Origin of the sequence: Phenylobacterium sp. (assembly GCF_037189685.1) — a bacterium.
Taxonomy (GTDB): domain Bacteria; phylum Pseudomonadota; class Alphaproteobacteria; order Caulobacterales; family Caulobacteraceae; genus Phenylobacterium.
Map to the genome: position 1 here is coordinate 125,678 of NZ_JBBCIT010000013.1, position 26,204 is coordinate 151,881.

General features: G+C 70.2%; 26 protein-coding genes. 11 read left to right on the plus strand and 15 right to left on the minus strand.

Annotated elements, in window-relative coordinates; translation table 11 throughout:
* The first annotated feature begins 169 nt into the window (after positions 1-169).
* The 7 genes from WG212_RS09575 (at position 170) to WG212_RS09605 (ending at position 6,783) form a co-directional block, all read left to right on the plus strand.
* Positions 170-1,213, plus strand: a complete 1,044-nt coding sequence (locus WG212_RS09575) for a rod shape-determining protein (RefSeq protein WP_012522835.1) — start codon at positions 170-172, stop codon at positions 1,211-1,213.
* Between the two features lie 35 nt (positions 1,214-1,248).
* Complete coding sequence (mreC, locus tag WG212_RS09580; protein WP_337186865.1) at positions 1,249-2,304, plus strand: rod shape-determining protein MreC; 1,056 nt, start codon at positions 1,249-1,251, stop codon at positions 2,302-2,304.
* A gap of 13 nt (positions 2,305-2,317) precedes the next feature.
* Positions 2,318-2,833 (plus strand): hypothetical protein, encoded by a 516-nt coding sequence (locus tag WG212_RS09585; RefSeq protein ID WP_337186866.1) that lies wholly within the window; start codon positions 2,318-2,320, stop codon positions 2,831-2,833.
* Between the two features lie 86 nt (positions 2,834-2,919).
* On the plus strand, positions 2,920-4,932 hold the full coding sequence (gene mrdA / locus WG212_RS09590) for a penicillin-binding protein 2 (protein WP_337186867.1): 2,013 nt from the start codon (positions 2,920-2,922) through the stop codon (positions 4,930-4,932).
* A complete protein-coding gene (rodA, locus tag WG212_RS09595) occupies positions 4,929-6,083 on the plus strand; it encodes a rod shape-determining protein RodA (RefSeq protein ID WP_337186868.1) in 1,155 nt (384 codons plus the stop codon). The genes mrdA and rodA overlap by 4 nt, the downstream gene beginning before the upstream one ends.
* 48 nt (positions 6,084-6,131) lie before the next feature.
* A complete protein-coding gene (locus tag WG212_RS09600; protein ID WP_337186869.1) occupies positions 6,132-6,362 on the plus strand; it encodes a CopG family transcriptional regulator in 231 nt (76 codons plus the stop codon).
* A 124-nt stretch (positions 6,363-6,486) separates the two neighbouring features.
* The gene (locus WG212_RS09605) at positions 6,487-6,783 is read left to right on the plus strand and encodes a hypothetical protein (protein WP_337186870.1); all 297 of its coding nucleotides are present in this window, start codon (positions 6,487-6,489) and stop codon (positions 6,781-6,783) included.
* 153 nt (positions 6,784-6,936) lie between these two features.
* Here the strand turns inward: WG212_RS09605 and pip are convergent, their stop codons facing one another.
* Complete coding sequence (pip, locus tag WG212_RS09610; RefSeq protein ID WP_337186871.1) at positions 6,937-7,929, minus strand: prolyl aminopeptidase; 993 nt, start codon at positions 7,927-7,929, stop codon at positions 6,937-6,939.
* A 9-nt stretch (positions 7,930-7,938) separates the two neighbouring features.
* Positions 7,939-8,931: an alpha/beta hydrolase gene (locus WG212_RS09615; RefSeq protein ID WP_337186872.1), complete on the minus strand. Its 993-nt coding sequence runs from the start codon at positions 8,929-8,931 to the stop codon at positions 7,939-7,941.
* Between the two features lie 115 nt (positions 8,932-9,046).
* On the opposite strand from WG212_RS09615, the gene WG212_RS09620 reads away from it, so the two are divergent.
* Positions 9,047-10,207, plus strand: coding sequence for a multidrug effflux MFS transporter (locus WG212_RS09620; RefSeq protein WP_337186873.1), 1,161 nt, complete (start codon positions 9,047-9,049; stop codon positions 10,205-10,207).
* Here WG212_RS09620 and WG212_RS09625 read toward each other — a convergent pair.
* The 3 genes from WG212_RS09625 to WG212_RS09635 are packed head-to-tail and all read right to left on the minus strand — an operon-like array spanning position 10,198 to position 13,300.
* Positions 10,198-10,578, minus strand: coding sequence for a DUF423 domain-containing protein (locus WG212_RS09625; RefSeq protein ID WP_337186874.1), 381 nt, complete (start codon positions 10,576-10,578; stop codon positions 10,198-10,200). The two genes, WG212_RS09620 and WG212_RS09625, sit on opposite strands and share 10 nt — an antisense overlap.
* 20 nt (positions 10,579-10,598) lie before the next feature.
* A complete protein-coding gene (locus tag WG212_RS09630; RefSeq protein WP_337186875.1) occupies positions 10,599-12,023 on the minus strand; it encodes an amidase family protein in 1,425 nt (474 codons plus the stop codon).
* Positions 12,023-13,300 (minus strand): aminotransferase class III-fold pyridoxal phosphate-dependent enzyme, encoded by a 1,278-nt coding sequence (locus WG212_RS09635; protein WP_337186876.1) that lies wholly within the window; start codon positions 13,298-13,300, stop codon positions 12,023-12,025. The genes WG212_RS09630 and WG212_RS09635 overlap by 1 nt, the downstream gene beginning before the upstream one ends.
* 117 nt (positions 13,301-13,417) lie before the next feature.
* Here WG212_RS09635 and WG212_RS09640 point away from each other — a divergent pair, with 117 nt between their 5' ends.
* From WG212_RS09640 to WG212_RS09650, 3 genes are all read left to right on the plus strand, one after another.
* Positions 13,418-14,581 carry an MFS transporter gene (locus WG212_RS09640; RefSeq protein ID WP_337186877.1) on the plus strand — a complete coding sequence of 388 codons (1,164 nt, stop codon included), beginning with the start codon at positions 13,418-13,420 and terminating at the stop codon, positions 14,579-14,581.
* A 9-nt stretch (positions 14,582-14,590) separates the two neighbouring features.
* On the plus strand, positions 14,591-15,349 hold the full coding sequence (locus WG212_RS09645) for an N-acyl homoserine lactonase family protein (RefSeq protein ID WP_337186878.1): 759 nt from the start codon (positions 14,591-14,593) through the stop codon (positions 15,347-15,349).
* Between the two features lie 124 nt (positions 15,350-15,473).
* Positions 15,474-16,493, plus strand: a complete 1,020-nt coding sequence (locus tag WG212_RS09650; protein WP_337186879.1) for an NAD(P)-dependent alcohol dehydrogenase — start codon at positions 15,474-15,476, stop codon at positions 16,491-16,493.
* A 45-nt stretch (positions 16,494-16,538) separates the two neighbouring features.
* Here WG212_RS09650 and WG212_RS09655 read toward each other — a convergent pair whose 3' ends face one another.
* The 10 genes from WG212_RS09655 to fliF all read right to left on the minus strand — a co-directional run bounded on the left by WG212_RS09655 (position 16,539) and on the right by fliF (position 26,183).
* Complete coding sequence (locus tag WG212_RS09655) at positions 16,539-16,892, minus strand: DUF4282 domain-containing protein (protein WP_337186880.1); 354 nt, start codon at positions 16,890-16,892, stop codon at positions 16,539-16,541.
* Between the two features lie 77 nt (positions 16,893-16,969).
* Positions 16,970-17,326 (minus strand): hypothetical protein, encoded by a 357-nt coding sequence (locus WG212_RS09660; RefSeq protein WP_337186881.1) that lies wholly within the window; start codon positions 17,324-17,326, stop codon positions 16,970-16,972.
* 1 nt (position 17,327) lies between these two features.
* Positions 17,328-17,993: an SRPBCC domain-containing protein gene (locus WG212_RS09665; protein WP_337186882.1), complete on the minus strand. Its 666-nt coding sequence runs from the start codon at positions 17,991-17,993 to the stop codon at positions 17,328-17,330.
* Positions 17,990-18,622: a TetR/AcrR family transcriptional regulator gene (locus WG212_RS09670; RefSeq protein ID WP_337186883.1), complete on the minus strand. Its 633-nt coding sequence runs from the start codon at positions 18,620-18,622 to the stop codon at positions 17,990-17,992. Before WG212_RS09670 ends, WG212_RS09665 begins: the two co-directional genes overlap by 4 nt.
* 91 nt (positions 18,623-18,713) lie before the next feature.
* On the minus strand, positions 18,714-20,807 hold the full coding sequence (flhA, locus tag WG212_RS09675) for a flagellar biosynthesis protein FlhA (RefSeq protein ID WP_337186884.1): 2,094 nt from the start codon (positions 20,805-20,807) through the stop codon (positions 18,714-18,716).
* A 333-nt stretch (positions 20,808-21,140) separates the two neighbouring features.
* Positions 21,141-22,511 carry a sigma-54 dependent transcriptional regulator gene (locus tag WG212_RS09680; protein ID WP_337186885.1) on the minus strand — a complete coding sequence of 457 codons (1,371 nt, stop codon included), beginning with the start codon at positions 22,509-22,511 and terminating at the stop codon, positions 21,141-21,143.
* A gap of 28 nt (positions 22,512-22,539) precedes the next feature.
* Entirely contained in the window at positions 22,540-22,872 is a 333-nt protein-coding gene (gene fliN / locus WG212_RS09685; protein ID WP_337186886.1) for a flagellar motor switch protein FliN, read from the minus strand.
* A 4-nt stretch (positions 22,873-22,876) separates the two neighbouring features.
* Positions 22,877-23,524, minus strand: coding sequence for a flagellar assembly protein FliH (locus WG212_RS09690; protein WP_337186887.1), 648 nt, complete (start codon positions 23,522-23,524; stop codon positions 22,877-22,879).
* The gene (gene fliG, locus WG212_RS09695; protein WP_337186888.1) at positions 23,524-24,561 is read right to left on the minus strand and encodes a flagellar motor switch protein FliG; all 1,038 of its coding nucleotides are present in this window, start codon (positions 24,559-24,561) and stop codon (positions 23,524-23,526) included. Before fliG ends, WG212_RS09690 begins: the two co-directional genes overlap by 1 nt.
* On the minus strand, positions 24,561-26,183 hold the full coding sequence (fliF, locus tag WG212_RS09700) for a flagellar basal-body MS-ring/collar protein FliF (RefSeq protein ID WP_337186961.1): 1,623 nt from the start codon (positions 26,181-26,183) through the stop codon (positions 24,561-24,563). The genes fliG and fliF overlap by 1 nt, the downstream gene beginning before the upstream one ends.
* Positions 26,184-26,204 lie beyond the last annotated feature (21 nt).

The window sequence follows — 26,204 nt, forward strand, 5'->3', positions numbered from 1 at the left end:
CCTCATACCTCTCTTTAAGCCTTGAAATGCCCAATTCGTCAGGGCAGAGGGACGCTGAAAGCCCGCCAGACAAAGCGCACCGACTCGCCGCATCCTCGGCGGTCAGTCGCGCCGGCTTTGGCCACCTCTGTCGGTCCGCCCCCTTCGCCCCCTTGCTCCAGGGCCCTGCATGATCTCGTCTCTCTTCGGCGCCATCTCGAACGACATCGCCATCGACCTCGGCACCGCCAACACCCTGATCTACATGAAAGGCAAGGGCATCGTGCTGAACGAGCCCTCGGTCGTGGCGCTACGCAACGTCGGCGGCCGCAAGGTGGTCCACGCCGTGGGCATAGAGGCCAAGCAGATGCTGGGCCGCACGCCGGGCCACATGGAGGCCATCCGCCCCATGCGCGACGGGGTTATCGCCGACTTCGAAGTCGCCGAGGAGATGATCAAGTACTTCATCCGCAAGGTTCACAACCGCAAGGGCTTCGTGAACCCCAAGGTGATCGTGTGCGTGCCGTCGGGCGCCACCGCGGTGGAGCGCCGCGCCATCAACGATTCCTGCCTCAACGCCGGCGGCCGCCGCGTGGGCCTGATCGACGAGCCGATGGCCGCCGCCATAGGGGCGGGCCTGCCGATCCACGAGCCCACCGGCTCGATGGTGGTCGACATCGGCGGCGGCACCACCGAGGTGGCCGTCCTTTCGCTTTCGGGCATCGTCTATTCGCGCTCGGTCCGCGTGGGCGGCGACAAGATGGACGAGGCGATCATCAGCTACATGCGCCGCAACCATAACCTCCTGATCGGCGAGACCACGGCCGAGCGGATCAAGAAGGAGATCGGCACCGCCCGCGCCCCGGCCGACGGCGAAGGCCTCTCCATCGAGGTCAAGGGCCGCGACCTGATGCAGGGCGTGCCGCGCGAGGTGCGGATCAGCGAGAAGCAGGCGTCCGACGCCTTGTCCGAGCCGGTCGGCCAGATCGTCGACGCCGTGAAGATGGCGCTGGAGGCCACGCCGCCTGAGCTGGCCTCCGACATCGCCGACAAGGGCATCATGCTGACGGGCGGCGGCGCGCTGCTGCGCGGCCTGGACGCCGAGATCCGCGACCACACCGGCCTACCGGTGACCGTGGCCGACGACCCGCTCTCGTGCGTGGCCCTGGGCTGCGGCAAGGTGCTCGAGCATCCCAAGTGGATGAAGGGCGTGCTGGAATCCACCCTGGCGTAAGGGCCGCGCCGCAAGGGCGGTAGGGGCGAACCTGGATGCCCTTGAGGGACAACCCGCTCGGCGAACTGAAGGTCCCGCTGACCTGGACGGCGGGGATCGCCTTCATCGTGGTGCTGATCGTCGCCGTGGCGGCGCTTCTGTCGGATCGGCGCGAGGCGTTCGACACGGACGAGTACGGCAATCCCCGCACCTTGTCCGATCGCGTCCTGGCGCCCGTGGGCGAGATCGCCTCGGCGCCGGGGCGACTGACGGGCCAGGGTGTGGAAGGCGTGCGCGGCTACTTCTTCGCCGTCTCCGAGAACCGCCGGCTGCGCGAGGAACTGGAGAAGGCGCGCCGCTGGCAGGAGATCGCCGTCTCGCTCCAGGACACCAACGAACGCTATCGCGCCATCCTGGGCCTGAAGACCGATCCGCCGATCCCGATGGCGAGCGCGCGCGTGGTGACCGACAGCCGGGGGCCGTTCGCGCAGTCCCGCCTGGCCAACGCGGGGACCGAGCGGGGGATCAAGCCCGGGAATCCCGTGATGAGCGAGAACGGCCTGATCGGCCGGGTGGTGGGCGCCGGCCAGGGCGTCAGCCGCGTGCTGCTGCTGACCGATCCGGCGTCGCGCACGCCGGTGATGATCGACCGGACCAATTCCCGGGCCATCCTGACCGGCGACGGCGGCCCCAATCCGCGGCTCGAATACCTGCGCGGCTCGGCGGCGGTGCGCGAGGGCGACGTGATCCTCACCTCGGGCGACGGCGGCCTCCTGCCGCGCGGCCTGCCGGTGGGGGTGGCGGTTCGCGGGCTGGACGGTCGCTGGCGGGTGGCCCTGGCCGCGGACAAGGCGCCGGTCGACTATGTGCGCATCCTGCTGTTCGAAGACTTCACCCAGCTCGCGCGGACCCAGAACCTGACGCCGTCGGGCGCGCCGCCGCCCACGCCCGGCGCCGAGACCTTGCCGCCCCCGCCCAGGCTGGTCGCGCCGCCCCCGAAGGCCGCGACGCCTGCGCCCAAGGCCGGCGCTTCGGCCCCCGCCGCTCCGCCGGCGTCCAACGGGGCGACGCCTCCCGCCAAGGCCGCGCCGTCTCCCGGAGGCGGGCGATGACGGGGGGCGGGCGATGACCGGAAGCGCGGCCCGCGGCCTGCCGCCCTGGCGCTGGCTGGGCGTGCCGATGCTGCAGGTCATGGCGGTGACCTTCGTGTTCGCCCTGCCGCTGCGCTTCTGGGGCCTGTCGCTGCCCGAGCCGCTGTTCGCCATGCCGGTCGTGTTCGCCTGGGCGGTGATCCGGCCGGCCATGCTGGCCCCCCCCGCCGCGCTGCTGCTGGGCCTGTTCCTCGACATGCTGTGGGGGACGCCGGCGGGCTTCTGGGCGGTCTGCCTGCTGCTGCCCTACGGCCTGGTGCTGGGCGGCCGGGGCATGCTGGCGGGCCAGAGCCAGCTCATCATGTGGGCATGGTACGCCGCCGCCACGGGCATGGCCCTCGGGTCGGGCTATCTGATCACCATGCTGGAGACCCAGGTGGCGCCCGATCCCATAAGTGTGGGTTGGCAATTTCTCGCCACCGTCATTCTCTATCCGTTCGCGCACCGGTTGATCGACCGGTTCGAGGACGCCGACGTCCGGTTCCGGTGACAGGCTCATGACCCTACTTCGCCAAGGCTCCGCAGGCTTCATCCCCAGGTGCTCGTCCTCCGTAGCTCCGCGAGGAGCGTAGGAGGATGACCCAACCCGCCATCTTCTTCGAGGAGGTCAACGAACGGCAGGGCGTGTTCCATCGGCGCTCCATCCTGCTGGGGGCCTGCGCCGGGCTGGGGATCGGAGCGCTCACCGCGCGGCTGGCCTATCTCCAGCTCTACCAGACCGAACGGTTCGAGAAGCTGGCCACGTCGAACCAGTTCAACTTCAAACTCGCGCCGGCGCCGCGGGGGGTGATCGTGGACCGCAACGGCGCTGTCCTGGCGGCCAACCGTCCCAACTTCCGCCTGCTGGTGGCGCGTGACACGGGTCTCGACACCGAGGCCACCATCAAGACCCTGGCCGAGTTCGTGCCCCTGACCGACGCTCGCCAGCGCCGGCTGCTGCGCGACGTCAACAGCGCCCCCCGCCGCGCGCCGGTCTCGGTGATGGAGGACATGAGCTGGGAGCAGTTCTCCGCCATCAACATCCGCGCGCCCGAACTGCCGGGCGTGACCGCCGACATGGGCGAGGTGCGGGTCTATCCGCACGGCGGCGCTTTCGCCCACGTGATCGGCTACGTGGCCAAGGTGAACCGCGAGGACATCACCGCCACCGGCCCCAACGCCGACCCGATCATGATGCATCCCAGTTTCCGGATCGGGAAGCAGGGGGTGGAGAAGGCCTTCGACCTCGAGCTTCGGGGCCGGCCGGGCGCGCGCAAGGTCGAGGTGGACGCCAACGGCCGCGAGGTGGGCCACGATGACGGCGGCGACATCGCCGCCATCCCCGGCGAGGAGATCCAGCTCACCCTGGACGTCGATATCCAGAACCGCGCGCTGGAGGTGTTCGGCGAGGAGAGCGGCGGCGCGGTGATGATGGACTGCCGCACCGGCGACATTCTGTGCATGGCCTCGGCCCCGTCGTTCGACGCCAATCGTTTCGTCCGCGGCCTGACCGGGGGCGAGTATGGGGCGCTGGCGAACTACGAGCGACGCCCGCTGCTCGACAAATGCCTGTCGGGCCTCTACCCGCCGGGCTCCACCTTCAAGATGATGACGGCGCTGGCGATCCTGAACGCCGGGATCAGCCCAGAGGAGCGGGTGGGCTGCGGCGGCGGGATGAACTTCGGCGGCCGCTTCTTCCACTGCCACAAGCGCGGCGGGCACGGCTCGCAGAACCTGCACGACGCCATCAAGAACTCCTGCGACACCTATTTCTACGCCATGTCGCTGCGGGTCGGTCCCGACCGCATCGCGGAGGCGGCGCGCGCGTTCGGCCTGGGCCAGGTGTTCGACATCGGCATCCCCGGCCAGAAGAAGGGAACGGTCCCGGACCGGGCCTGGAAGAAGAGCTATTTCGCCAAGAATCCCGCGCAGTCCGAATGGTGGCCGGGCGAGAACCTCTCGTATGCGATCGGCCAGGGCTACCTGCAGGTGAACTGCCTGCAGCTCGCCGTCATGACCGCGCGGCTGGCCAATGCGCAGAAGGCCCTGAACCCCCGCCTCGTGCTGTCGGTGGGCGGCCGCGAACGGCCCCGCGGCTCGGACGTCGCCGACCTGCCGTTCGAAGCCGAGCACATCCAGTATGTCCGCCGGGGCATGGCCGCCGTAACCGATGTGGGCGGCACCGCCTGGCGCGCCAGCCAGCTCGGCCTCGGCGACATCACGATGGCCGGCAAGACGGGGACAGCCCAGGTACGCAACTACGACAAGGGCGGCCATCGCGGAAAGGGCGGTCCCTGGCGGCTGCGCGACCACGGCCTGTTCGTGGCGTTCGCGCCGATCGACGAGCCCCGCTATGCGCTCGCTGTCATCGTGCAGCACGGCATGGGCGGCTCCACCGCCGCCGCGCCCCGCGCGCGCGAGATCATGCGCACGGCCCTGCTGAAGGACCCCGAGATCCTGGCCCGCGTGCAGAAACCGCTGCCGATGCCCCAGATGACGCCCGATCCCGAGCTGGACATGCTGCCCGATCCGCCGACGCTGCTGACGCCCGACGGCGAGCCGATACCCACCTCCGCGCCGGCCCCTCCGTCGCAAGGGCGGCCCACATGACCGTCTCGGCCCTCACGCGGCCCGGCGAACGCGACCGCCTGGTCGTCAAGCTGTCCGAGATCGACTGGCTGTTCGTGCTGGTGCTCTGCCTGATCGCCGGCGCGGGTTCGCTGATGCTGTTCTCGATCGCGGGGTCGTCCTGGCAGCCTTGGGCCTGGAACCACGCCTCGCGCTTCGGGATCTGCCTTCTGATGATGCTGGCCCTGGCGATGATCGACATCCGCGTCTGGTTCGCCATCGCCTATCCGCTCTACGCCGTGGGCCTTCTGCTGCTGGTGGCGGTGGAGGTGGCCGGCGACGTGCGCCTGGGCGCGCAGCGATGGCTCTCCATCGGCGGGTTCAGCTTCCAGCCGTCCGAGGTGATGAAGCTGGGCATCGTGCTGGCGCTGGCGCGCCTCTATCACGGCGCTTCGGCCGAGAAGGCGCGGCTGTCGTGGTGGCTGCTGATCCCGGCGGGGATGATCGCCCTGCCGGTGCTGCTGGTGGCGCACCAGCCCGACCTGGGCACCGCCATGCTCATCCTCATGACCGGCGTGGCGATCGTGGTGCTGGCCGGCCTGTCGTGGAAGGTCATCGGGGCCGGGGTGGCCCTGTTCCTGGCGATCGTGCCGCCGTTCGTGATGGTCGTGATGCACGACTACCAGCGGCAGCGGGTGATGACCTTCCTCAACCCCGAGAGCGATCCCTCGGGCTCGGGCTACCACATCCTCCAGTCGATGATCGCCCTGGGGTCGGGCGGCGTGCTGGGCAAGGGGTATGGCCTGGGCTCGCAGAGCCAGCTCAACTTCCTGCCCGAGAAGCAGACCGATTTCATCTTCGCCGCCCTCGCCGAGGAGTTCGGGTTCGTGGGCTGCGTCTCGGTGCTCGTCCTCTACGCCGCGGCGATCTTCATGGCGTTGCGGACCGCCTATGTCAGCCACAGCCATTTCGGCCGGCTGGCGGCGGCTGGCGTCACCGCCACCTTCACCGTCTACATGCTGATCAACGGGGCGATGGTCATGGGGCTGGCGCCGGTCGTGGGCGTGCCCATGCCCATGTTGAGCTATGGCGGCACCGTCATGCTGACCGTGATGATCGGCTTCGGCCTGGTCCAGTCGGTGCGTGTTCACCGCTACGCCGAGGTGACCAGCGGCAAGGGCAGCTTCCTCTGAGCTCGAGGCGCCGCGCATCTGATGTATGATGCGCAATGGGGGCGGACCATGCGCACGACGCTGACGATCGACGACGATGTCCTGATGGCCGTCCGCCACATGGCGGATCTGCAGAAGCGCACCGTGGGCGAGGTCCTCTCCGACCTGGCGCGTCAGGCCCTTGCGCCCCGGCATGATCGACCCAGGGAGCGCAACGGAATCCTCCTTCTGCCCAACCGCGAGGATGCGGCGCCGGTTACCCTGGAACTGGTCAATCGCCTGCGCGACGAGGCGCCGTGACCTACCTGCTGGACGTGAATGTCCTGATCGGCTCCATCCGCCCCACGTCCACTACGAGGCCGCGCACGCTTGGTTCTCGCGTGAGGGCCAGGCTTTCGCGACCTGCCCCGTCACGGAGAATGGCGTGATCCGCATCCTGTCGGGGCCTCGCTATGCGCGGTCCACGGGATCACCGGCGGCGGTCTTGCCCTTCCTGCGAAAGCTGACGTCGCAGCCGGGCCATCGCTTTTGGGCCGACGACGTCTCGCTGCTCGACCCGGCCTGGTTCGTGGAGGCCGCGCTCCTGAATTCCGCCCAGCTCACGGACGTCTATCTGCTCGCGCTGGCGGTCAGGAATGGCGGCCGGCTCGCGACCTTCGACCGGAAGATCCGGCCCGAGGCGGCGGTCGGCGGCCAAGCGGCGCTGCATGTGATCGCCTAGCGCTCTCCGGAACGATGGCGGGGTTTCGACACGAAGACCGCCAAGGCGCGCAGCCCTGCGCGTGGCCCGCGAACGCATGTCCGCCCTTCGTGGTCTTCGTGTCCTTGGTGGTCTTCGTGTCGAAAGACCGCGCCTGCGGCGCGCTCCAGCCCGTCAGACCCGCAGCGCCTGGTCCGTCGCGCGGACCAGGGCGTCGACGACGCCGGGCTCGGTGGAGGCGTGGCCCGCGTCCCAGACCACCTCGAAGCGCGCTGTCGGCCACGCGTTCCGGAGCCGCCAGGCGCTCTCCAGCGGGGTCACCACGTCGAAGCGTCCCTGGACGATCCAGCCGGGAATGCCCTTCAGGACGTGGGCGTTCTCGATCAGCCAGTCGGGCGTCTCGAAGAAACCGCCGTTGACGAAGTAGTGGCACTCGATGCGGGCGAACGCGATGGCGAAGTCGATCTCGTTGAACTTGGACGGCCGCGCCTCGGGGCCGCGGATCGAGATCGTGTCCCCTTCCCACTGACTCCAGGCGGCCGCCGCCTCGGCCTGGACGCGCCGGTCGGGGTGGGTCAGCCGCCGGTGGTAGGCGGCCATCATGTCCCCGCGCTCCTCGGGAGGTATCGGGGCGCAGAAGCGGGCCCACGCGTCCGGGAACATCATCGAGGCGCCGTCCTGGTAGAACCAGCGCAGCTCGCGCGCCGTCACCAGGAACACGCCCCGCAGCACTAGGCTCTCGACCCGCTCGGGGTGCGTGATCGCGTAGGCCAGCGCCAGGGTCGAGCCCCACGAGCCCCCGAACACGCACCACTTTTCGATCCCGAGGTGGACGCGCAGGCGCTCGATGTCCTCGATCAGGGCCCAGGTGGTGTTGTCCTCCAGGCTGGCGTTGGGGCGGCTCCGGCCGCAGCCTCGCTGGTCGAACAGGACCATCCGCCACTTCGCCGGGTCGAAGAACCGCCGCATGGTGGGGTTGATCGCGCCGCCGGGGCCGCCGTGCAGGATCACGCAAGGCTTTCCGGCGGGGGCGCCGCATTCTTCATAGAAGATCTCATGCGGCCCCCTGGTCGGCAGCCAGCCGCTGGAGAACGGCTCGTTCTCGCGGAAAAGCCCTCGCCGATGGGCGGAGGTCGAGACGGTGAGCGCCGGGGCGGTGCGGTCCATGACCCCTTTCTACTTCGGGAACCGCCTGTCCAGCCAGTCCAGGATCAGCCGGTTGACCTCTTCGGGCTTCTCCTGCTGCGTCCAATGGCCGGAACCTGTCACCATGTGCGTTTCCAGGTCGCCGATGAACCCGGGCATCGGCTCGGCCGCCGACGGCGGCAGGACCGCATCCCGCTCGGCCGTGATCATCAGGCAGGGGACCCCGTCGATGCGCGTCGCCTGGCCTTCGGTCATCTCCCAGTTCCGGGTGAAGTTGCGGTACCAGCTCACCGGGCCGAAGAAGCCGCCCTCGCGGAACGCGTCGGCGAAGACGGCCAGTTCGTCGGGCGGCAGCAGCGGCTCGCCGCCGGTCTTGCCGTCCCAGGCCTTGAGCAGGTCCCGGAAGGCGAAGGTGGAGCCCGATGCGGCGGCCGCGGCCATGGCCGCAGCGGCCGCTTCCGGATCCATCGGCTTGCGCATGAAGAACGACAGGGTCCGTGTCGTGTCGGCGCCCAGCACCGCTTCCGGCTCGTCCGGCGTCTGGAACCAGACGATGTACATGTCCGGCCCGAAGCGCTTGCGCATGATGGCGATGGGATCGGCCGTCGCCCGCGGGGAGAACGGCGTGTTCAGGCCGATGACACCCGCCGTTCGGGACGGGTGCAGCAGGGGCATCTGCCACACGACGAAGCCGCCCCAGTCGTGGCCGCAGAAGATGGCCTTCTCCACGCCCAGATGGTCGAGCAGGCCCGAAAGGTCTCCGGTCAGCCGGTCGATGCCGTAATCCTGCACCCGGTCCGGCTTTGACGAGAGGCCGTACCCGCGCTGGTCGGGCGCGATCACCCAGCGGCCGGCGTCGGCCAGCGCCCGGATCTGATGACGCCATGAGAACGCCAGTTCGGGAAAGCCGTGGCTGAATATGACGGGGACGCCGTCCCGCGGCCCGGCTTCATAGTAGGCGAGGTCGATCCCGTTCACCGCCGCGCGCTTCACGGGGGGCATCATGGTCTCCAGCGCGGACATCCGTGGCTCTCCTGGCTTGTTGAATTCCCAGTGACCCAGTAGGGCAGGCGCCGTGACGTCCGCCAAAGAGTCTTCGCCTTCCGGTCCGCCCCCCGCCACGCCGTGGGGACTCGTCGTGCTGCTGGGGGCCATCACCGCGATGGGCCCGCTGGCCATCGACATGTACCTGCCCACGCTGCCGGCGATCGGCGCGGATCTAAACGCGAGCCCGGCGGCGACCCAGGCGACCGTCGCCGCCTTCCTGGCCGGCATGGCGATCGGCCAGGTGTTCTACGGCCCCTGGGCCGACCGTGTGGGCCGCCGCCCGCCCATCCTGATCGGGACGGCGATCTTCGCCGTGGCGTCGGTCGCCTGCGCGCTGGCGCCCACGATCGAGTTCCTGCTGGCCGGCCGATTCGTCCAGGCCCTCGGCGCCTGCGCCGGCGGCGTGGTGGCGCGCGCCGTGGTCCGAGACCTTTTCGACCATACAGAGACGGCGCGGATGCTCAGCCTGATGATGCTGATCATGGGGCTTGCGCCGATCCTGGCGCCTCTCCTGGGCAGCCTGCTGCTGGCGTTCGGCGGCTGGCCCAGCAGCTTCTGGTTCCAGGCGCTGTTCGGCGTGCTGATCACCGCCGCGGTGCTGACGCGGCTGCGGGAGTCGCGATCCGAGGCCGCGGCGATTCAGGCCGCCAGCGAGAATCCGCTGCAATCCTATCTGGCCCTGATCCGACGGCCGCGCCTGGTGGGCTACGCCCTGGCCGGCGCCCTGAACGGCGCCACGCTCTTCACCTACATCGCCTCGTCGCCGGGCCTGATGATGGGCGCGTACGGCCTTTCACCCGCCGTGTTTCCCTGGGTGTTCGGTCTGAACGCCGCCGCCGTGATCGGGTCGGGCCAGGTGAACCGGTGGATCCTGCGGCGCATGACGCCCGATCAGGTGCTGGCGCGGGTTAGCCTGATCTCCGTGGGCTTGGCGGTCCTGCTGGTCGTCGCCGCGGTCACGGGATGGGGCGAACGATGGAGCGTGCTGCCGCTTCTGTTCCTGCTGCTGGCCAGTTTCGGCTTCATGCAGGGCAACACGATGGCCGGCGCGCTCAGCGTGGACCCGCTGCGGGCCGGATCGACCTCGGCGCTCTCGGGGGCGGCGTCGTTCGCCGTGGGCGCCTTGGCGGCCAGCCTCGCCGGCGCGTTCCACGACGGCACGGCGCGACCGATGGCGGTCGTGATGCTGGTGTCCCTCGTCGGGTCGGCGCTCGCGCTCCACCGGCTGGCGCTGCCGAAGGCTCAACCCTGAGGATCGACCCCGCGGGCGGCCACGATCAGGATCGCCCAGCCGGCCAGGAACATCAGGCCACCCACCGGCGTCACCATGCCCAGCCAGCGCGGCGCGCCCATCGCCATGGCGTAGAGCGAGCCCGAGAACAGCACGACCCCGCCCAGGAAGAACGCCGGCGCCAGCCGCGCGCGGCGCGCGCCCACGTTCATGAAGGTGGCGCAGGCGAAGGTCGCCATGGTGTGCATGAAGCCGTACATGGCCCCGGTGCGCAGCCAATCCTGGGCCTTGGGGTCCTGGACCCCATGGGCGGCGAAGGCCCCCACCGCCACGGCCACGAAGCCGCCGACCGCGGCCAGCGTCATCCAGTTGCGACGCGTCCAGAACGTCATGAACCCCCCGTATCGTTCCTTTAGCCCCAGACCTGCGGCCGGCGGCCCTTCCAGGGCGCCTCCTTCTCCAACTGGGCGGCCAGTCGGAAGAGGGTGGCCTCGTCGGCGTACCGGCCGGTGAACATCATCCCGACCGGAAGACCGCGCGAGTCGGTCTCGATGGGAAGGCTCATCGACGGCTGGCCCGAGAAATTGAAGGGCGGAGTGTAGGGGAAGACCCGCGCCTGGCGGCGGTTCACCTCCTTGGGCTCCAGGTTCACCGGGTCGATGAAGCCGATCTCGGGCACGGGCGTCCCCAGCACCGGGGTCAGGTAGACGTCGACGTCCTCGAAGAAGGCCAACGTGCGCCGGTTGAGCATCCGCGTCTCCTGCAGCGAGCGCATCGCGTCGGCGCCGGTCTGGCGGCGGCCGGCCTTCAGCGTGGCCCAGGTCAGCGGCTCCAGCTCGTCCGGCTCGGGCTCGCGGCCGAGCTGCTCGATCAGGCGGTCCATGCCGGCGGCGAAGTTCGACGCCGCCGCCGCGCCGCGCGAGGCGAAGAGGGCGCGGTAGTCCACGCCCAGGCCCTTCTCGACCACCTCGTGGCCCAGGCCCGCCAGCAGCGCGGCGGTGCGTTCCAGCGCGGCCTGGATCTCGGGGTCGATCGGTCGGCCCGACGGCGTCTCGGACGACCAGGCGATGCGCAGGCGCCCGGGGCTCCGCCCGATCTCCTCCATGTACGGCCGGTCCTTGGGCGGCGCGGGGTAGGACGAGTACGGCTCGGGATAGCCGGTGGCGTCCAGCATGGCGGCGCTGTCGCGCACGGTCCGGGTGACCACGTGGTCCACCACATTGCCCAGGGCGTAGTCGAAGCCGTCGGGCAGGTTGGGGTTGCGGTCGCGGGTGACCTTCAGCCCCACCAGGCCGCAGCAGGCGGCGGGAATGCGGATCGAGCCCAGGCCGTCCGAGGCGTGCGCCAGGGGGACGATGCCCGCCGCCACGGCCGAGGCCGCGCCGCCCGACGAGCCGCCCGAGATGTGGGCCGGGTCCCAGGGGTTGCGGCAGGGGCCGAGAGCGGCGCTCTCGGTGGTGCCGGTGATGCCGTACTCGGGCGTGTTGGTCTTGCCCACCAGCACGACGCCGGCCTGGCGGTAGCGGGCGGTGAGGCCGCCGTCCTCGGTGTCGGTCAGGCCGCGGGCGAAGCGGCTGCCGCAGCTTCGCGGCCAGCCGGCGACGGGCATGCCCAGGTCCTTGATCAGGAAGGGCACGCCGCGGAACGGCCCCTCGGGCAGGTCGCCGGCGGCGGCGCGGCGGGCGTCGTCGTAGCCCTTGTAGACGACGGCGTTCAGGGTGGGGTTGTGCCGCTCGATGCGGGCGATGGCGGCCTCGGCCAGCTCGGCGGGCGAGACCCGCTTCGACCGGACCAGCTCGGCCAGCCCCAGGCCGTCGTATTCGGAATAGTCGTCCATCAGCGGGCTCCAGCGGAAAGGAAGGCGAGTTTCTCGACGGGCGCGAGGCCGGGCGCCTGGCGCTTCAGCGCATCGAAGGCGCCCTCGGCGGCGTCCAGCGCCTGGGCGATGTCAGCGCCGGTCATGGCGGCGCACAGGAACATGTTATGCCAGGGATGTACGTAGACGCCTCGCGCCAGCATCTCGGACGACCAGCAGAAACCCTTCCTGAGGTCCGGGTCCTCGTCGAACAGGAAGAGCGGCAGGGTCGAGGGCCCGGTCTGGCGGAGGCCGAAGCCGGCGGCCGCCGCGCGCTCGGCCAGGCCCGCGCGCAGGGTCTCGCCCAAGGTTGTGATGCGCTCCAGGTAGTCGGTCTCGCGGATCAGGCGCAGGGTCTCCAGCGCCGCGGCCATGGTGGCCGCCTGGTACCAGAACGAGCCGGTCACATAGATCGAGGCGGCCGCGGCGCGGGCCTTGTCCGAGCCCAGCATCACCGACAGCGGATGGCCGTTGGCCACGCACTTGCCCCAGGTGGAGAGGTCGGGCTGCACGCCGATCCGGCTCCAGGAGCAGTCGCGCGACAGGCGGAAGCCGGCGCGCACCTCGTCCACCACCAGCAGCGCGCCGGTGCGGTCGCACAGTTCGCGGGCCTTCCGCGCATAGGCGGGATCGGGCTCGGCCTGGTCCACGAAGGCGTCGTGGCGGAACGGGGCGGCGAAGACGGCGGCCAGGTCGTCGCCCGCCGCCTCGACCGCGGCCTCCAGGCTGGCGGCGTCGTTGTAGTCGCAGAAGACCTGGTGCGCCCGGTCGGTCTCGATGACGCCGGCGGGCCGGGGCGTGCACCAGGGCAGCGCGCCGTGATAGGCGCCGTTGGCCCGCACCACCGTGCGCCGCTTCGTGTGCGCCCGGGCGGTGGTCAGCGCCATGGTGGTGGCGTCGGTGCCGTTCTTGCAGAAGATCGCCCAGTCGGCGTGGGCGACCAGCGCCGTCAGCGCCTCGGCCAGCTCGACCATCAGGGCGGTGGGGCCGGTCAGCGTGTCGCCCTGACCGAGCTGGCGGACGAAGGCGGCGTCGATCTCGGGATGGGCGTAGCCGAACAGGTTCGGGCCATAGGCGCACATGAAGTCCAGGTAGCGCCGGCCATCGGCGTCCCAGATGTGGGCGCCTTCGCCGCGCTCGAAGAACTGGGGATAGTCGTCTGGGAGCAGGCCCACCGACTGGTGCCCGTACATGCCGCCGGGGATGACGGCCGCCGCCCGCTCCCGAAGCTGCCGATCCCGGCTGTTCGCTCCGGCCATGTCGCGTCTCCCTTATCGCTGTTCAGGAGACTTTAGACGCGACGGGCGCGCCGTCTATGGTCCGCACGCTGGAGGTGGGTTCACGGGTGCCCTCCGACTCCCGGTATGCCGGGGCTCATGTCGCTCCCTGTGCGTCTCGGCCTCTTCTATTCGGCGCTGTTCGTCGGGACGGGCGCGAGTTCGCCCTACATGCCCGTGTGGTTCGCGGAGCGGGGCCTGTCCGGGGCCCAGATCGGGCTGATCCTGTCGCTCCCGATGCTGGCGCGGGTGTTCACGGCGCCGCTGATCGCGGTCTGGGCCGACAGTTTCCGGCTGCGGCGCAGCGCGCTGATGGTCATGAGCCTGGGCGTGACCGCGGCCTATGCGGCGATGGCGCTGCCGCTGGGCTTCGCCGGCTGGACGGTCGTGTGGTTCGTGGCCTCGTCGGCGTTCGCCACCCTGTCGCCGCTGGCGGACGTGATCGTCCTGAACCGGGCGCGCACCGACGGCTTCAACTACGGCTGGCCGCGCGGGATCGGGTCGGTGGCCTTCATCGTGGCCAACATCATGGTGGGCGCGCTCCTGACCTGGGGCACGCCGGACCTGGTCCTGGTCTGGATCACCGCGGCCGTGGCCCTGAGTGCGTTGGCCGCGCGCTACCTGCTTCCTCCAGATCCCGTGCATGAGGACGGCCGGACCATCCGCGCCTCGGACCGGTTCGCCGGCCTGGGAGGGCTGTTGCGCGACCCCGCCTTCCTGACCGCCGCCGTGTCGGTCGGGCTGATCCAGTCGGCCCACGCCTTCTACTATGGCTTCTCGACGCTCGCCTGGAAGCAACAGGGAATCCCGGAGAGCCTGACGGGCGTGCTCTGGGGCGTAGGCGTGGCGGCCGAGGTGGCCTTCATGTGGTTCATGGAACCGTGGCGACGGCGGATCGGCCCGCGCAACCTGCTGGTGATCGGCGGCGTGGCGGCCGTCGTCCGCTGGACCGCCCTGGCGTTCTCGCCGCCGCTGTGGGCGCTGTTCCCCCTCCAGACCCTGCACGTGTTCAGCTACGCGGCGACCTTCCTGGCTTCGCTCCAGCTCGTGGAGCGCCTCTCCACCCCGCGCAACGCCTCGGCGGCCCAGACGATCAACTCGGCGCTGTCGGCCGGTGTGCTGATGGGGGTGGCGACCATGATCTCGGGGCCGCTGTTCGACCGCTTCGGCGCCCAGGGCTACCTGCTCATGTCGGCGATGGCGCTGGCCGGGCTGATGGGCGCGCTGCGGCTCTATGGTGTGCGTCGCCTGGATCCGGCGTAGGCTCCCGGTATGGGCCTGAACCTCTTCGGCTGCGTCTGCGGCCAGTTCCACAGTTCCGGCGAAGGCATGGGGATGGACGCCGAGCGGGTGTCGGTTCCGATCCCGTTCTATGTGCTGGAGCATCCCGACGGGGTCGCGCTGTTCGACTGCGGCCTGCCGGCGGCCATGTGCGACCCGCAGGAGAGCTACCTGCGGGCGCTGCGTCCCCTGGGCATGGACGTCAGCCTGACGCCGGCCGAGACCGTGACGCAGCGCCTCCACGCCCTGGACGTCGATCCGGCGCGGGTGCGCCATGTGGTGCTGTCCCATCTGCATTTCGATCACGCGGGGGGCCTGCGCGAGCTGCCGAACGCGACCCTCATGGTGCAGCGACGCGAATGGGAGGCGGGGTTCGAGCCCGAGCTCTCCCAGCGTTACGGGCTGCGCAAGCGCTACTTCGACCTTGGCCACGAGGTGCGGCTGATCGACGGCGAGCACGACCTGTTCGGCGACGGCTCGGCGGTTTGCGTCCCGAGTTTCGGCCACACGCCGGGGCACCAGTCTCTGCGGGTGCGAAGCGCGGCCGGCGACCACATACTGGTGGGCGACGCCTGCTATCACGCCGGCGCCCTCGAGAGCCGGCGGTTCCCGGCGATGTCGGACCATCCCGAAATGAACCGGTCCCTGGATGCTCTCGTGGACCTCCTCGAGCCTGAGACGGTGATGGTGTTCGGTCACGATCCGGACCAGTGGGGCGAACGGCCTGTGCTGCCGCTCTCGCGCGCCTGACGCCCGGGGCGTGCAGTCCCTGAGGCTGCGGGAGACCATCCTGACGCCCCCATCATGACGTGGGGACACGGTTGCCCGGGGCGCGCCCGTCTCGCCATCATGCGCCGTCAGTGGAGGACAGGACATGCGTGCGCTGAACGTCGCCGCCCCGTGGGGCCCGAACGCCATCAAGGTCGTGGACCTGCCCGATCCGAAACCCGGCCCCGGCCAGGTGCTGGTGCGGATGAGGGCGGTGTCGCTGAACTATCGCGACCTGCTGATGATCAACGGCATGTACGGCCGCGGGGCCGCCTCGACGACGGATGTCATCACCCCGTTCTCCGACGGCTGCGGCGTGGTGGAGGCCGTGGGCGAGGGCGTGACCCGCTTCGGCGTGGGCGACCGGGTCGCGACCCTCTTCTTCCAGAACTGGGTGTCGGGGCCGCCCACGGTGGAGAAGCTGATGTCCGCGCTGGGCTTCCCGATCCCCGGGGCGGGTTCGGAGCTCCAGGTGTTCAGCCAGGAGGGCCTGTCCAAGGTTCCCGCGTTCCTGACGGATCATCAGGTGGCGACGTTGCCCTGCGCGGCGCTGACCGCGTGGCGCGGCGTGTTCCACGACGCCCGGCTCGACCCTGGCGACACCGTGGTCCTCCAGGGCACGGGCGGAGTCTCGATCTTCGGCCTCCAGTTCGCCCATGCGGCGGGATACCGGACGATCGTCACCTCGTCGTCGGACGAAAAGCTGGGGCGGGCCCAGGCGCTCGGGGCCGATCATCTGGTGAACTACCGGACCACCCCGGCGTGGTCGGGGCCGGTCCGCGCCGCGACGGGCGGCCGGGGCGCGGACTTCATCATGGAGGTCGGCGGCGGCGGGACGATCCACGAGAGCATGAAGGCCGTCAGGGTGGGCGGGCACATCGCCGTCATCGGCGTGGTCGCCGGCGCCGGCGAGCCGTTCAATCCCGCGATGCTGATCGGCAACTCGGCGAAGCTTCAGGGCCTCTCGGTCGGTTCGCGCGACATGTTCGAGGCCATGTGCCGCGCGATCGAACTGCATCGGATCGAGCCCGTGGTGGACAAGGTGTTCCCGTTCACCGAGGCGCCTGCCGCCTTCGCCGCCATGGCCGGCGGCGAGCACTTCGGCAAGATCGTGCTCGAATTCTGAATCCGCCGCGGCGCGCCCGGGCGGGGGCCGGGCGGCGATTCGCGGCTACCGTCCGGCGCGCTCGCGCTCGACGTCCTGGCGCAGGACCGAGAGGTCCTCGCTGATCTTGAAGATCGTGACGTAGAATTCGCAGAAGGCCCGCCACAGCAGCACGGCCACGAACACGCCGAGAAGCCCGACCGCCAGCACGCCGAACGCCAGCAGAATGCCCCATCCGCCCTCGCGGATGGCCACGCCGATCGAGGCGCCCAGCACCCCGAACGCCATCACGCCGATGATGCCCAGTCCCGCCCAGTAGACGAGATGGACCAGGGCGCCCGTGATCAGCCGCTCGAAGGTCAGGAGGTCCCAGAAGAACCGTCCGCCCGAGCCCTGGGGTCGCTGAGTTGGTCGCCGCATCCGAAACCCGAGTCTCCAAGCCGAGGCCCGAACCGCTATCAGCCGGGACGTCCCGCTGCAACGCCGACGGACGGCCTCTAGCCCTTCGGCCGTGGCGCGGTGAGCCGTCCGGCCGCGCCGCCGATCAGGCCGGCGACCGCCGAACCGGCCGTCCCGAACGCCAGCAGGGAGCCGGGCACGTCGCCCAGGAACACCGAGACCCCGATGCCCAGGAAAGCGCAGGCGCCGCCGCTGAGCAGGCCGCCCACCAGGCTGTCCGCCCAGCCGCCCCGGCTGATCCGCGCGTAGAACACCCCCGCGAGGAACGAGATTCCCATGCCGCCCAGGGCGAACACGTTGTCGCGGATCGGCGCCGAATAGTGCCCGGCCACGACCATGCCCACCTGGGCGGCGGTGGCCGCCAGGGTGACGCGCCCGAAGGTTTTCAGGTTCATGTCAGTCCTCCCCCTTGTCTTTGTCCTGACCCGCGACCTTGGCGGCCGCGGCGCCCGCCTGCCGCTGGGCCTCGACCTGCTTCCAGTCGATCGGTCCCTTCATGAAGCTCTCCTTCAGCTTCATCAGCGAATAGGCGTTGCCCCAGGCGAAGTGCCTGTAGAGCGTGTCGAACGGCTCGCCGGGCGCGTAGCCGACGCCCGTCAGGGTCACCCGCGTCTGGCCGGCGCCGGCGTCCTCCAGCTCCACGATCGCGGCCGTCTCGCCGAACCGCTCGCGGCCGGGCAGGCCGGAGGGCGCCTGGATGTTGCGGAACACCAGCAGGCGCTCGGGCACATAGGCCGTGATCTGGTTCTTGATGTTCTCGGGGTTCCCGATCTGGGCGCGGGTGTCGTAGCTGGTCTCGATCACCCCGCCCACGCGCAGGTCCACCGCGGCCAGCGGCGTGGCCCACGCCCGCCAGCCCTCGGCCGTGGCGAAGGCCTGCCACACCTTCGCCCGCTCGGCCGGGATCACCGCCGAGAGACGCAGGACCCGCGACCCGTTGGGCTCGGCGAACGAGCTGTCGGTCACGTCGGGAAAGTCCTTCACCGACTGGGCGGCCGCCGGCCCCGCGAACAGCATCGTGAGCGCCGCGGCGGCGGCGAGCCTGCGTCTCGACAGCCTCATGTCCGAGCTCCCCCGGCCGCTCCCGTTGCGCGCCCGGCGGAGGCGGCCTGCTCCAGCCGGGCGATATAGTCGCGAAGCCCCGCCACCGAGGCGTCGAAGGCGGCGAGGCTGCGGTGGGTCCGCGCCTGCATGACGCCGCCCTCCATGACGTTCAGCACCAGGGTCGCCAGCACGTGGCGGTTCACGTCGGGCGGCAGCCGGTCGCCGGCCTCGACCAGGCAGCGCTCCACATGACCCACCCACTGGGTGAAGTTGACGCTCAGGAGCTCGCGCACCGGCGGGTCGGGCTCGTGCAGCTCCAGGGCGATCGAGCCGATGGGGCAGCCGTAGAGGCAGTCGGTGGCCTCCAGCATCCCGCGGTAGCGGGCCAGCAGGGCGAAGACCTTCTCGATGGGGTCGGCCACCCCGTCCCACGCCGGCGCCAGCAGCATGGGCTCGATCCCCTGGCGATAGAGGTCCAGCACCGCGACGAGGACGTCCTGCTTGGTGGGGAAGGCGTGATAGAGGCTGCCCGCATTGGCGCCCGCCTCGCGCAGGATGTCCTGCACCGACGTCGAGAGGTAGCCCTTCTCTCCGAAGAGCTTCATGGCCGCGAAGACCAGCCGGTCGCGTGTGGGCAGTTCGTCCATCGGGCCTTGGTTGAGCGTTCAACTCACACCTGGGCACGACTTGAGCGGACGTTCAACCCTACCTCCCCCATCGCGGCAGCGATGGGGGAGGTCAGATCGCGCCGACCGTCTTCAGCCGTGCGCGCGGGTGGACCTCGTTCTGGCTCATCACCGGGGTCTGGCCGCGGAAACGCTCGATGATCGAGCGCACGTAGGGCCGGATGTTCGGGCTGGTCAGCAGCACCGGCGTGTCGCCGGCCAGGGCGGCGCGCTCGAAGGTCTCGCGCACGCCCCGGATGAACTCCTGAAGCCGGGACGGCGCCAGCGCGAGCTGCTTCTCCTCGCCCGTCCCGACCAGGGCCTCGGAGAAGGCGTGCTCCCACTCGGCCGAGAGGGTGACGATCGGCAGCGCCCCGTCGTCGCCGCGGTAGGCGTAGCAGAGCTGGCGCGCCAGGCGGCCGCGCACCTGTTCGACCAGGTTGATGATCGAGGCCGTGTGCGGCGCCGCCTCGCCGACTCCTTCCAGGATGGCGCCCAGGTCGCGGATCGACACCCGCTCGCGCAGCAGCGCCTGGAGCACGCGCTGCACCGTGGTCGCCGAGACCACGCTGGGGATCAGGTCTTCGGACAGCTTCTTCTGCTCGGCCGGCAGGTCCTTCAGCAGCTTCTGGACCTCGGCGTAGGTGAGCAGGTCGGGCATGTTCTCCTTGAGGATCTCGGTCAGGTGCGTGGTCAGCACCGTGGCCGGGTCCACGATGGTGTAGCCGCGGAAGGTGGCTTCCTCGCGCAGGGCGTCGTCGATCCAGGTGGCCGGCAGCCCGAACGCCGGCTCCTTCACATGCTCGCCGGGCAGCTCCACCTGTGCGCCCCGCGGGTCCATCGCCATCAGCGAGCCGATCCGCACCTCGCCGGCGCCGGCCTCCATCTCCTTGATCCGGATGGCGTAGCCCATCGACGGCAGCCGCATGTTGTCCAGGATGCGCACCGAGGGCATCACGAAGCCGAAGTCGGCGGCCAGCGTGCGGCGCAGCGCCTTGATCTGGTCGGTGAGCCGCCGGCCTTCCAGGTCGTTGATGAGCGGCAGCAGGCCGTAGCCCAGCTCGATCTTAATCTCGTCGATCGCCAGGGTCTGGGCGATGGGCTCCTCTTCCGGTTCGGCGGCCACGGGTTCGATCTCGACCGCCTGGGGCTGCGCCGCCTGCTGCGATCGGCGCCAGGCCAGCGCGCCCGCGCCGACCGAGAGGGCCGCGAAGGGGATGAGCGGCATGCCGGGGATGATGGCCAGCACGCCCGCGGCGGCCGAGACCATGCCCAGGCTGACCGGGTTGGTGGCCATCTGGGTCACCAGCGCCTTGTCGGCCGAGCCTTCGACGCCCGCCTTCGAGACCAGGAAGCCGGCGGCGATCGAGATGATCAGCGCGGGGATCTGGCTGACCAGGCCGTCGCCGATCGACATGATGGTGTAGCTGGAGAACGCCTGGCCCAGCGGCACGTCGTGCTGGAGCACGCCGATCAGGATGCCGCCGATCACGTTGACGGCCAGGATCACCAGGCCAGCGATGGCGTCGCCGCGCACGAACTTCGACGCGCCGTCCATGGCGCCGAAGAAGGTGCTCTCCTGCTCCAGCTCCTTGCGGCGCTTCTTGGCCTCGTCCTGGTCGATCAGGCCGGCCGAGAGGTCGGCGTCGATGGCCATCTGCTTGCCGGGCAGGCTGTCCAGGGTGAAGCGGGCCGCCACCTCGGCGATCCGGCCCGAACCCTTGGTGATGACCACGAAGTTCACGATCACCAGGATGATGAAGACGATCACCCCGATGGCGAAGTTGCCGCCCATCATCAGGCGGCCGAAGGTGTCGATCACCGCGCCGGCGCCGTGCGAGCCCTCGTGCCCGTGGGTCAGGATCAGGCGGGTCGTGGCGATGTTCAGGGCCAGCCGGTACAGCGTCGCCACCAGCAGCACGGTGGGGAAGGCCGTGAACTCCAGCGGCTTCTTGATCAGGATGGACGTCATCAGGATCAGGATCGACATCGCGATCGAGATCGACAGCAGAACGTCCAGCAGGAACGCCGGGATGGGCAGGATCAGGAGGACGACGATGCCCACGATGCCCAGGGCCATCGCGACTTCGCCGCGCATGACCATGCCCCACAGGTCGCGGGCGGATGGTGCGGTGTCGTAGCGATAGGTGGGGCGGACGTCAGACATCCGGGCCTCCCCTGCGAAGCGGGCGAGTGGTCCCCCCCGTCCATGAATGGGAGCAAGTCAAAACGCCCCTCCCCCCTGCGGGGAGGGGTTGGGTTGGGGGTGTGGTCTCGACATCGGCGCAGGTCGCACGGGAGGCAGTCCGGCGGCGGCGAGCCACATCTATCCTGGACTTCTCATGAAGGATCACGTGGTGAACTCCCTCGCCGGATGCTCTACCGGACGTTCGACGCCGAGCCGACATCCCCACCCCAACCCCTCCCCGCAGGGGGGAGGGGCGCGCCGGGGAGCCAAACGCTTTTCGCAACGGTTTCATGAATAGGGGGAGGCCGCGGCTCACGCCGCACTGGCGGCCCCCATCTGCGGGGCGGGGACCGGGACGCCGGCCTCGGTGTATTCCTTCAGCTTGTTGCGCAGCGTCCGGATCGAGATGCCCAGGATGTTGGCCGCGTGCGTCCGGTTGCCGAAGCAGTGCTCCAGCGTCTCGATGATGAGCTGCTGCTCCATCTCGGCCACGGTCTGGCCGACGAACGCGCGCGCAGCCGTCTCGGCGGCGGCCGCGGCGGCCTGGGCCGTGCGGGCGTGGGCGTCGGCCGGGGCCAGGGGCTGGCCGTCCGGCAGGCGGATGGCGGTCTCGTCGATCTCGGGGCCGACGGCGAGCAGCACCGCGCGGTGCATGGCGTTCTCCAGCTCGCGCACGTTGCCGGGCCAGCGGTGGGCCGCCAGCCGCCGCCGGGCCTCGGGGCTCAGCGGCTTCTCGGCCATGCCGTTGGCGGCGGCGTACTTCTTCACGAAGAACTCGGCCATGGCGATGACGTCCCCGGGCCGCTCGCGCAGGGCCGGCAGGCGCAGGTTCACGACGTTCAGGCGATAGAGCAGGTCCTCGCGGAAGGTCCCTTCCTTCACGGCCTGCGCCAGGTCGCGGTTCGAGGTGGCCAGGATGCGGATGTCCACCTTGACGGGTTTGGAGCCGCCCACGCGGTCGATCTCGCGCTCCTGGATGGCGCGCAGCAGCTTGGCCTGGAGGCGCGCGTCCATCTCGCTGATCTCGTCCAGCAGCAGCGTGCCGCCGTTGGCCTCCTCGAACTTGCCGATCCGGCGGGCCAGCGCACCGGTAAAGGCGCCCTTCTCGTGGCCGAACAGCTCGCTCTCCAGCAGGTTCTCGGGGATGGCGGCGCAGTTGACCGAGATGAAGGTCTTGCCGGCCCGGCGCGACTTCTGGTGGACGTAGCGGGCGACGACCTCCTTGCCGACGCCGCTTTCCCCCGTGATCAGGATCGAGGCGTCCGAGGGCGCGACCTGGTCGGCGAGCTGGATCACCTGCTGCATGGCCGGGTCGCGCACCACCATCGGACGGTTGTCGTCGCTGACGGCGGACAGCACCGCGGCGATCAGTTCGGCCTCGGGGGGCAGGGGGATGAACTCCTTGGCCCCCGCGCGGATGGCGTCGGCCGCCCGCTTCGGGTCGGCCGCGATGCCGCAGGCCACCACCGGCGCCCGGATCCGCTCGGCCTCGTTGGCCGAGATCAGGCCCGCGATGTCCAGGTCGTAGTCGACCATCAGCAGGTCCGCGCCCTGGCCCGCGCGCAGCGCATGGGTGGCCGCCTCGATGGTCTCGACGTGGCTCACCTTGGCGCCCGCGCTCATCGCCATCTTCACGGCGGTGGAGAGCTGCCCGCTCAGTTTTCCGACGACCAGAAGCCGCATCCGTCTACTCCTCTGCCCACGCCGCCGTTCAGGCCTGCGTGTCGCCGTCCTTGATGATTTCGGTCATGGTCACGCCCAGGCGATCGTCGACGATGACGACCTCGCCGCGGGCCACCAGGCGGTTGTTCACATAGATGTCGATCGCCTCGCCGACCTTGCGGTCCAGCTCCAGCACCGAGCCCGAGCCGAGCTGGAGGAGCTGGGCCACCGACATCGACGATCGGCCCAGCACGGCCGAGATGGCCACGGGCACGTCGAACACGGTCGCCAGGTCGCCGGCGTTCTTGTCCTCGGCGAAGGTGTCGGCCAGCGCGCCGTCCTCCGGGGCGAATTCGTCCAGTTTCAGGTCGTCGTCGGACATGGGATCAGCTCTCCGAGCCGGGGATCAGGGGTTCGGCGTGCAGGCCTTCGGAGGCCAGCGCCGCGATCAGGGTCTGGGTCACGCGTTCGGCGGCCTGGGCGGGGTCGAAGGCCGCCTGGCCGTCGCCGAAGTCGAGGGTGAAGGCGCCCGGCCCATAGGCGCCGTCCGGCTTGATCACGATGGCGCCCTCGAAGCCCAGGTTGCGGGCGGTTTCGTCCAGGACGCCCTTCAGCGCCTCCGCCAGGCCGGGCTCGGCCGAGACCACCAGCCGCGGCTGGGCGTCGATCTCGCGGGCCAGGGATTCCAGCGCGGCCTGCACCGGGGCCTGGGGAAAGCGCTCGAGCGCGGCGTCGGCGATCGCGCGGGCGCAGGCCAGCGCCAGCCCGGCCGATCCCTGCCGGTGCTCGTGCGCCACCTCGGCCAGCCGGGGCAGCGCCTGGGCGCAGGCGGCGGCGATCTGGCTCAGGGCGTTGGCCTGCTGGGCCGCCACGCCGGCCAGGGCGGCGCGCTCGCCCTCGGCGCGGGCGGCCTCGCGGATCTGCTCCACCTCCTCGATCGGGAACAGGCGCTTGGGCCGCGGCGCCTGGAAGGCCACGCCGCCCTTGGCGTCGAACTCAGTGTCGAAGGCGAATCTGGCCAGGGCGTCGGACATCAGTAGATCAGCTCGTCGTCAGAGCCCGAGCCGGCCAGCATGATCTCGCCCTTGTTGGCGAGGTCCTTGGCCACCTGGACGATGTTCATCTGCGCCTGGTCCACGTCGCGCAGGCGGACGGGGCCCATGCTCTCCATGTCCTCGCGCATGATCTTCGCGGCCCGCTCCGACATGTTCGAGAAGAACATCTCGCGCAGGCTGTCGGACGCCCCCTTCATGGCCAGGCCGAGCTGGTCCTTCTCGACCGTGCGCAGCAGGGTCTGGACGCCGCCCGGATCCAGCTTCGACAGGTCCTCGAACACGAACATCAGGGCGCGGATGCGCTCGGCCGCCTCGCGGTTGCGCTCCTCCAGCGCGGTGATGAAGCGCGACTCGGTCTGCCGGTCGAAGGCGTTGAAGATGTCGGCCATCATCTCGTGGCTGTCGCGCTTCGACGTGCGCGCCAGGTTCGACATGAACTCGTTCCGCAGCGTCTGCTCGATCTTGTCCAGGATCTCGCGCTGCACGGGCTCCATGCGGAGCATCCGCATGACGCACTCCAGGGCGAAGTCCTCGGGCAATGCCGACAGCACCCGCGCGGCGTGCTCGGACTTGATCTTCGACAGCACCACCGCGACCGTCTGCGGGTATTCGTTCTTCAGGTAGTTGGCGAGCACGGCCTCGTTCACGTTGCCGAGCTTGTCCCACATGGTCCGGCCCGCCGGCCCGCGGATCTCCTCCATCAGCGCGTCCACCTTGTCGGCGGGCATGATGGATGTGAGCAGCTTCTGGGTCTGTTCGAACGACCCCATGATCGCGCCGGTGCCCGAAGCGCCCGAGACGAACTCCACCAGCAGGTCCTCGACCACGCCGGCGCTCACCGTGCCGAGGCTCGCCATGGCCTGGGAGATCTCCTTGATCTCCTCCTCGTCCAGCGACTGCCAGACGTGGGCGTGCTCTTCGCCGAGAGCCAGCAGGACGACGGCGCACTTCTCGGCGCCGTTCAGCCGGGACGGGTCGACGATGTTCTTGGAGCCGGAGCTGCGGGGTGCGGCCATCAGGTCGTCTCATGCAGCCAGGAGCGGAGGATCGCGACCGACTCGTCGGGATGGCGTTCCACGAATTCCGAGACCTTCTTGACCGCGCTGGCGCGGACCTGCCCATCCACGCGGGCCATGTCGATCCGGCTCTCGCCATCGGGACCGGGCAGGGCCAGTTGGCCCGAGCCGTCGGCGGCGAGCTGCATCGGCTGGCCGTCCGGGCTGACCATCACGCGCTGGGCCTGGGGACCCGCAGCGATGAGGCCGCCGCCCGGCGCGCCGCCCTTGCCCTTGCCGCCGCCCAGCAGCGGCCGGGCGACGAAGAAGATCATCAGGACGCCGACGATGCCGAGCACGGCCAGTTCGACGGCGCGCATGATGTCGTTCTTGTCGAAACCCATCAGGGGATTGGCCGCCTCCACCCCGCCGGTGACCTCGGGGGTCGGGAAGCGGACGTTGATGACGCTCACCTGGTCGCCGCGGTCCTGGTTGAAGCCCACCGCCGTGCGGACGAGCTGTTCGATGCGTTGCATCTCCTCGGCCGAACGGGGGGTGTAGGCGCCGGGCTTGCCGTCCGCGCCCGGGGCGGCCGTGGCCCCGTCGACGGCGACCGCCACCGACAGGCGCTTGATCTGGCCGGGCTCCTGCACCTCGGTGCGGACCGTCTTCGAGATCTCGTAGTTCGTCGTCGAGTCGGTGCGGCCGCTGGTGGACGAGTTGTTGGCCAGGTCCGAACCCGGCGCGCCGGGGATGTTGGCGGCGGCGCCCACCTGGCCCACGCCGTTGGCGTCGTTCTCGCGGGCGCTCTCCTCGCTGGTGCTTTCCGAACGGATGACCTGGCCGTCGGGGTCGAAGGTCTCCTGCTGCACGGTCACCCGCGCCAGCTCGACCTCGGCCGAGACGTTGACGCGGGCCTTGCCGGCGCCGACGACGCCCTCGACCAGGTTCTTCACCTGCTTGGCGATGCGCTGCTCGACCTCGGACTTGCGGCCGTCGGCCTCGGCGGCCATGCCCACGTCGCCGCCGCTCAGGGTCTTGGCGTGCTGGTCCACCACCGTCACCCGGTCGGGCTTCATGTTGGGCACGGCGCCCGCCACGAGGTTCTGGATCGCCCGCACCTGGTCGGCGCTGGGATCGCGGCCCCCGACGGTGATGTTCACCGAGGCGGAGGGCTGCTCGGCCTCGCTCTCGAAGAGTTGACGCCGGGGCAGGACGAGGTGGACGCGCGCGGCGCTGATACCTTCCAGGCCGCGGATGGTGCGGGCCAGTTCGCCTTCCAGGGCGCGCTGGCGGTTGAGCTGCTGGACGAAGTCGGTCTGGCCCAGCGCATTGGCCTGGTCGAAGATCTCGTAGCCCACCGAGCCCGCCGTCGGCAGGCCCTTGCCGGACAGCATCAGGCGGGTGGAGGCCACCTGGTCGCGGGGCACCATGATGGTGGAGCCGTCGCCCTTGACCTCGTACTTGACGCCGGCCTGGTCGAGGGCCGTCGTGATCGAGCCGGCTTCCTTCAGGTCCAGGTTGGAATAGAGCAGGGCCTTGGGCTGGCCCAGGTTCATGAAGATGGCCGCGCTGACCGCCGCGAGGCCCGCGGCGATGCCGAGGATCGCGGCCAGGCGGCCGACCCCGAAACGCTGCAGCATGGCCGTGAACTGATTCAACGC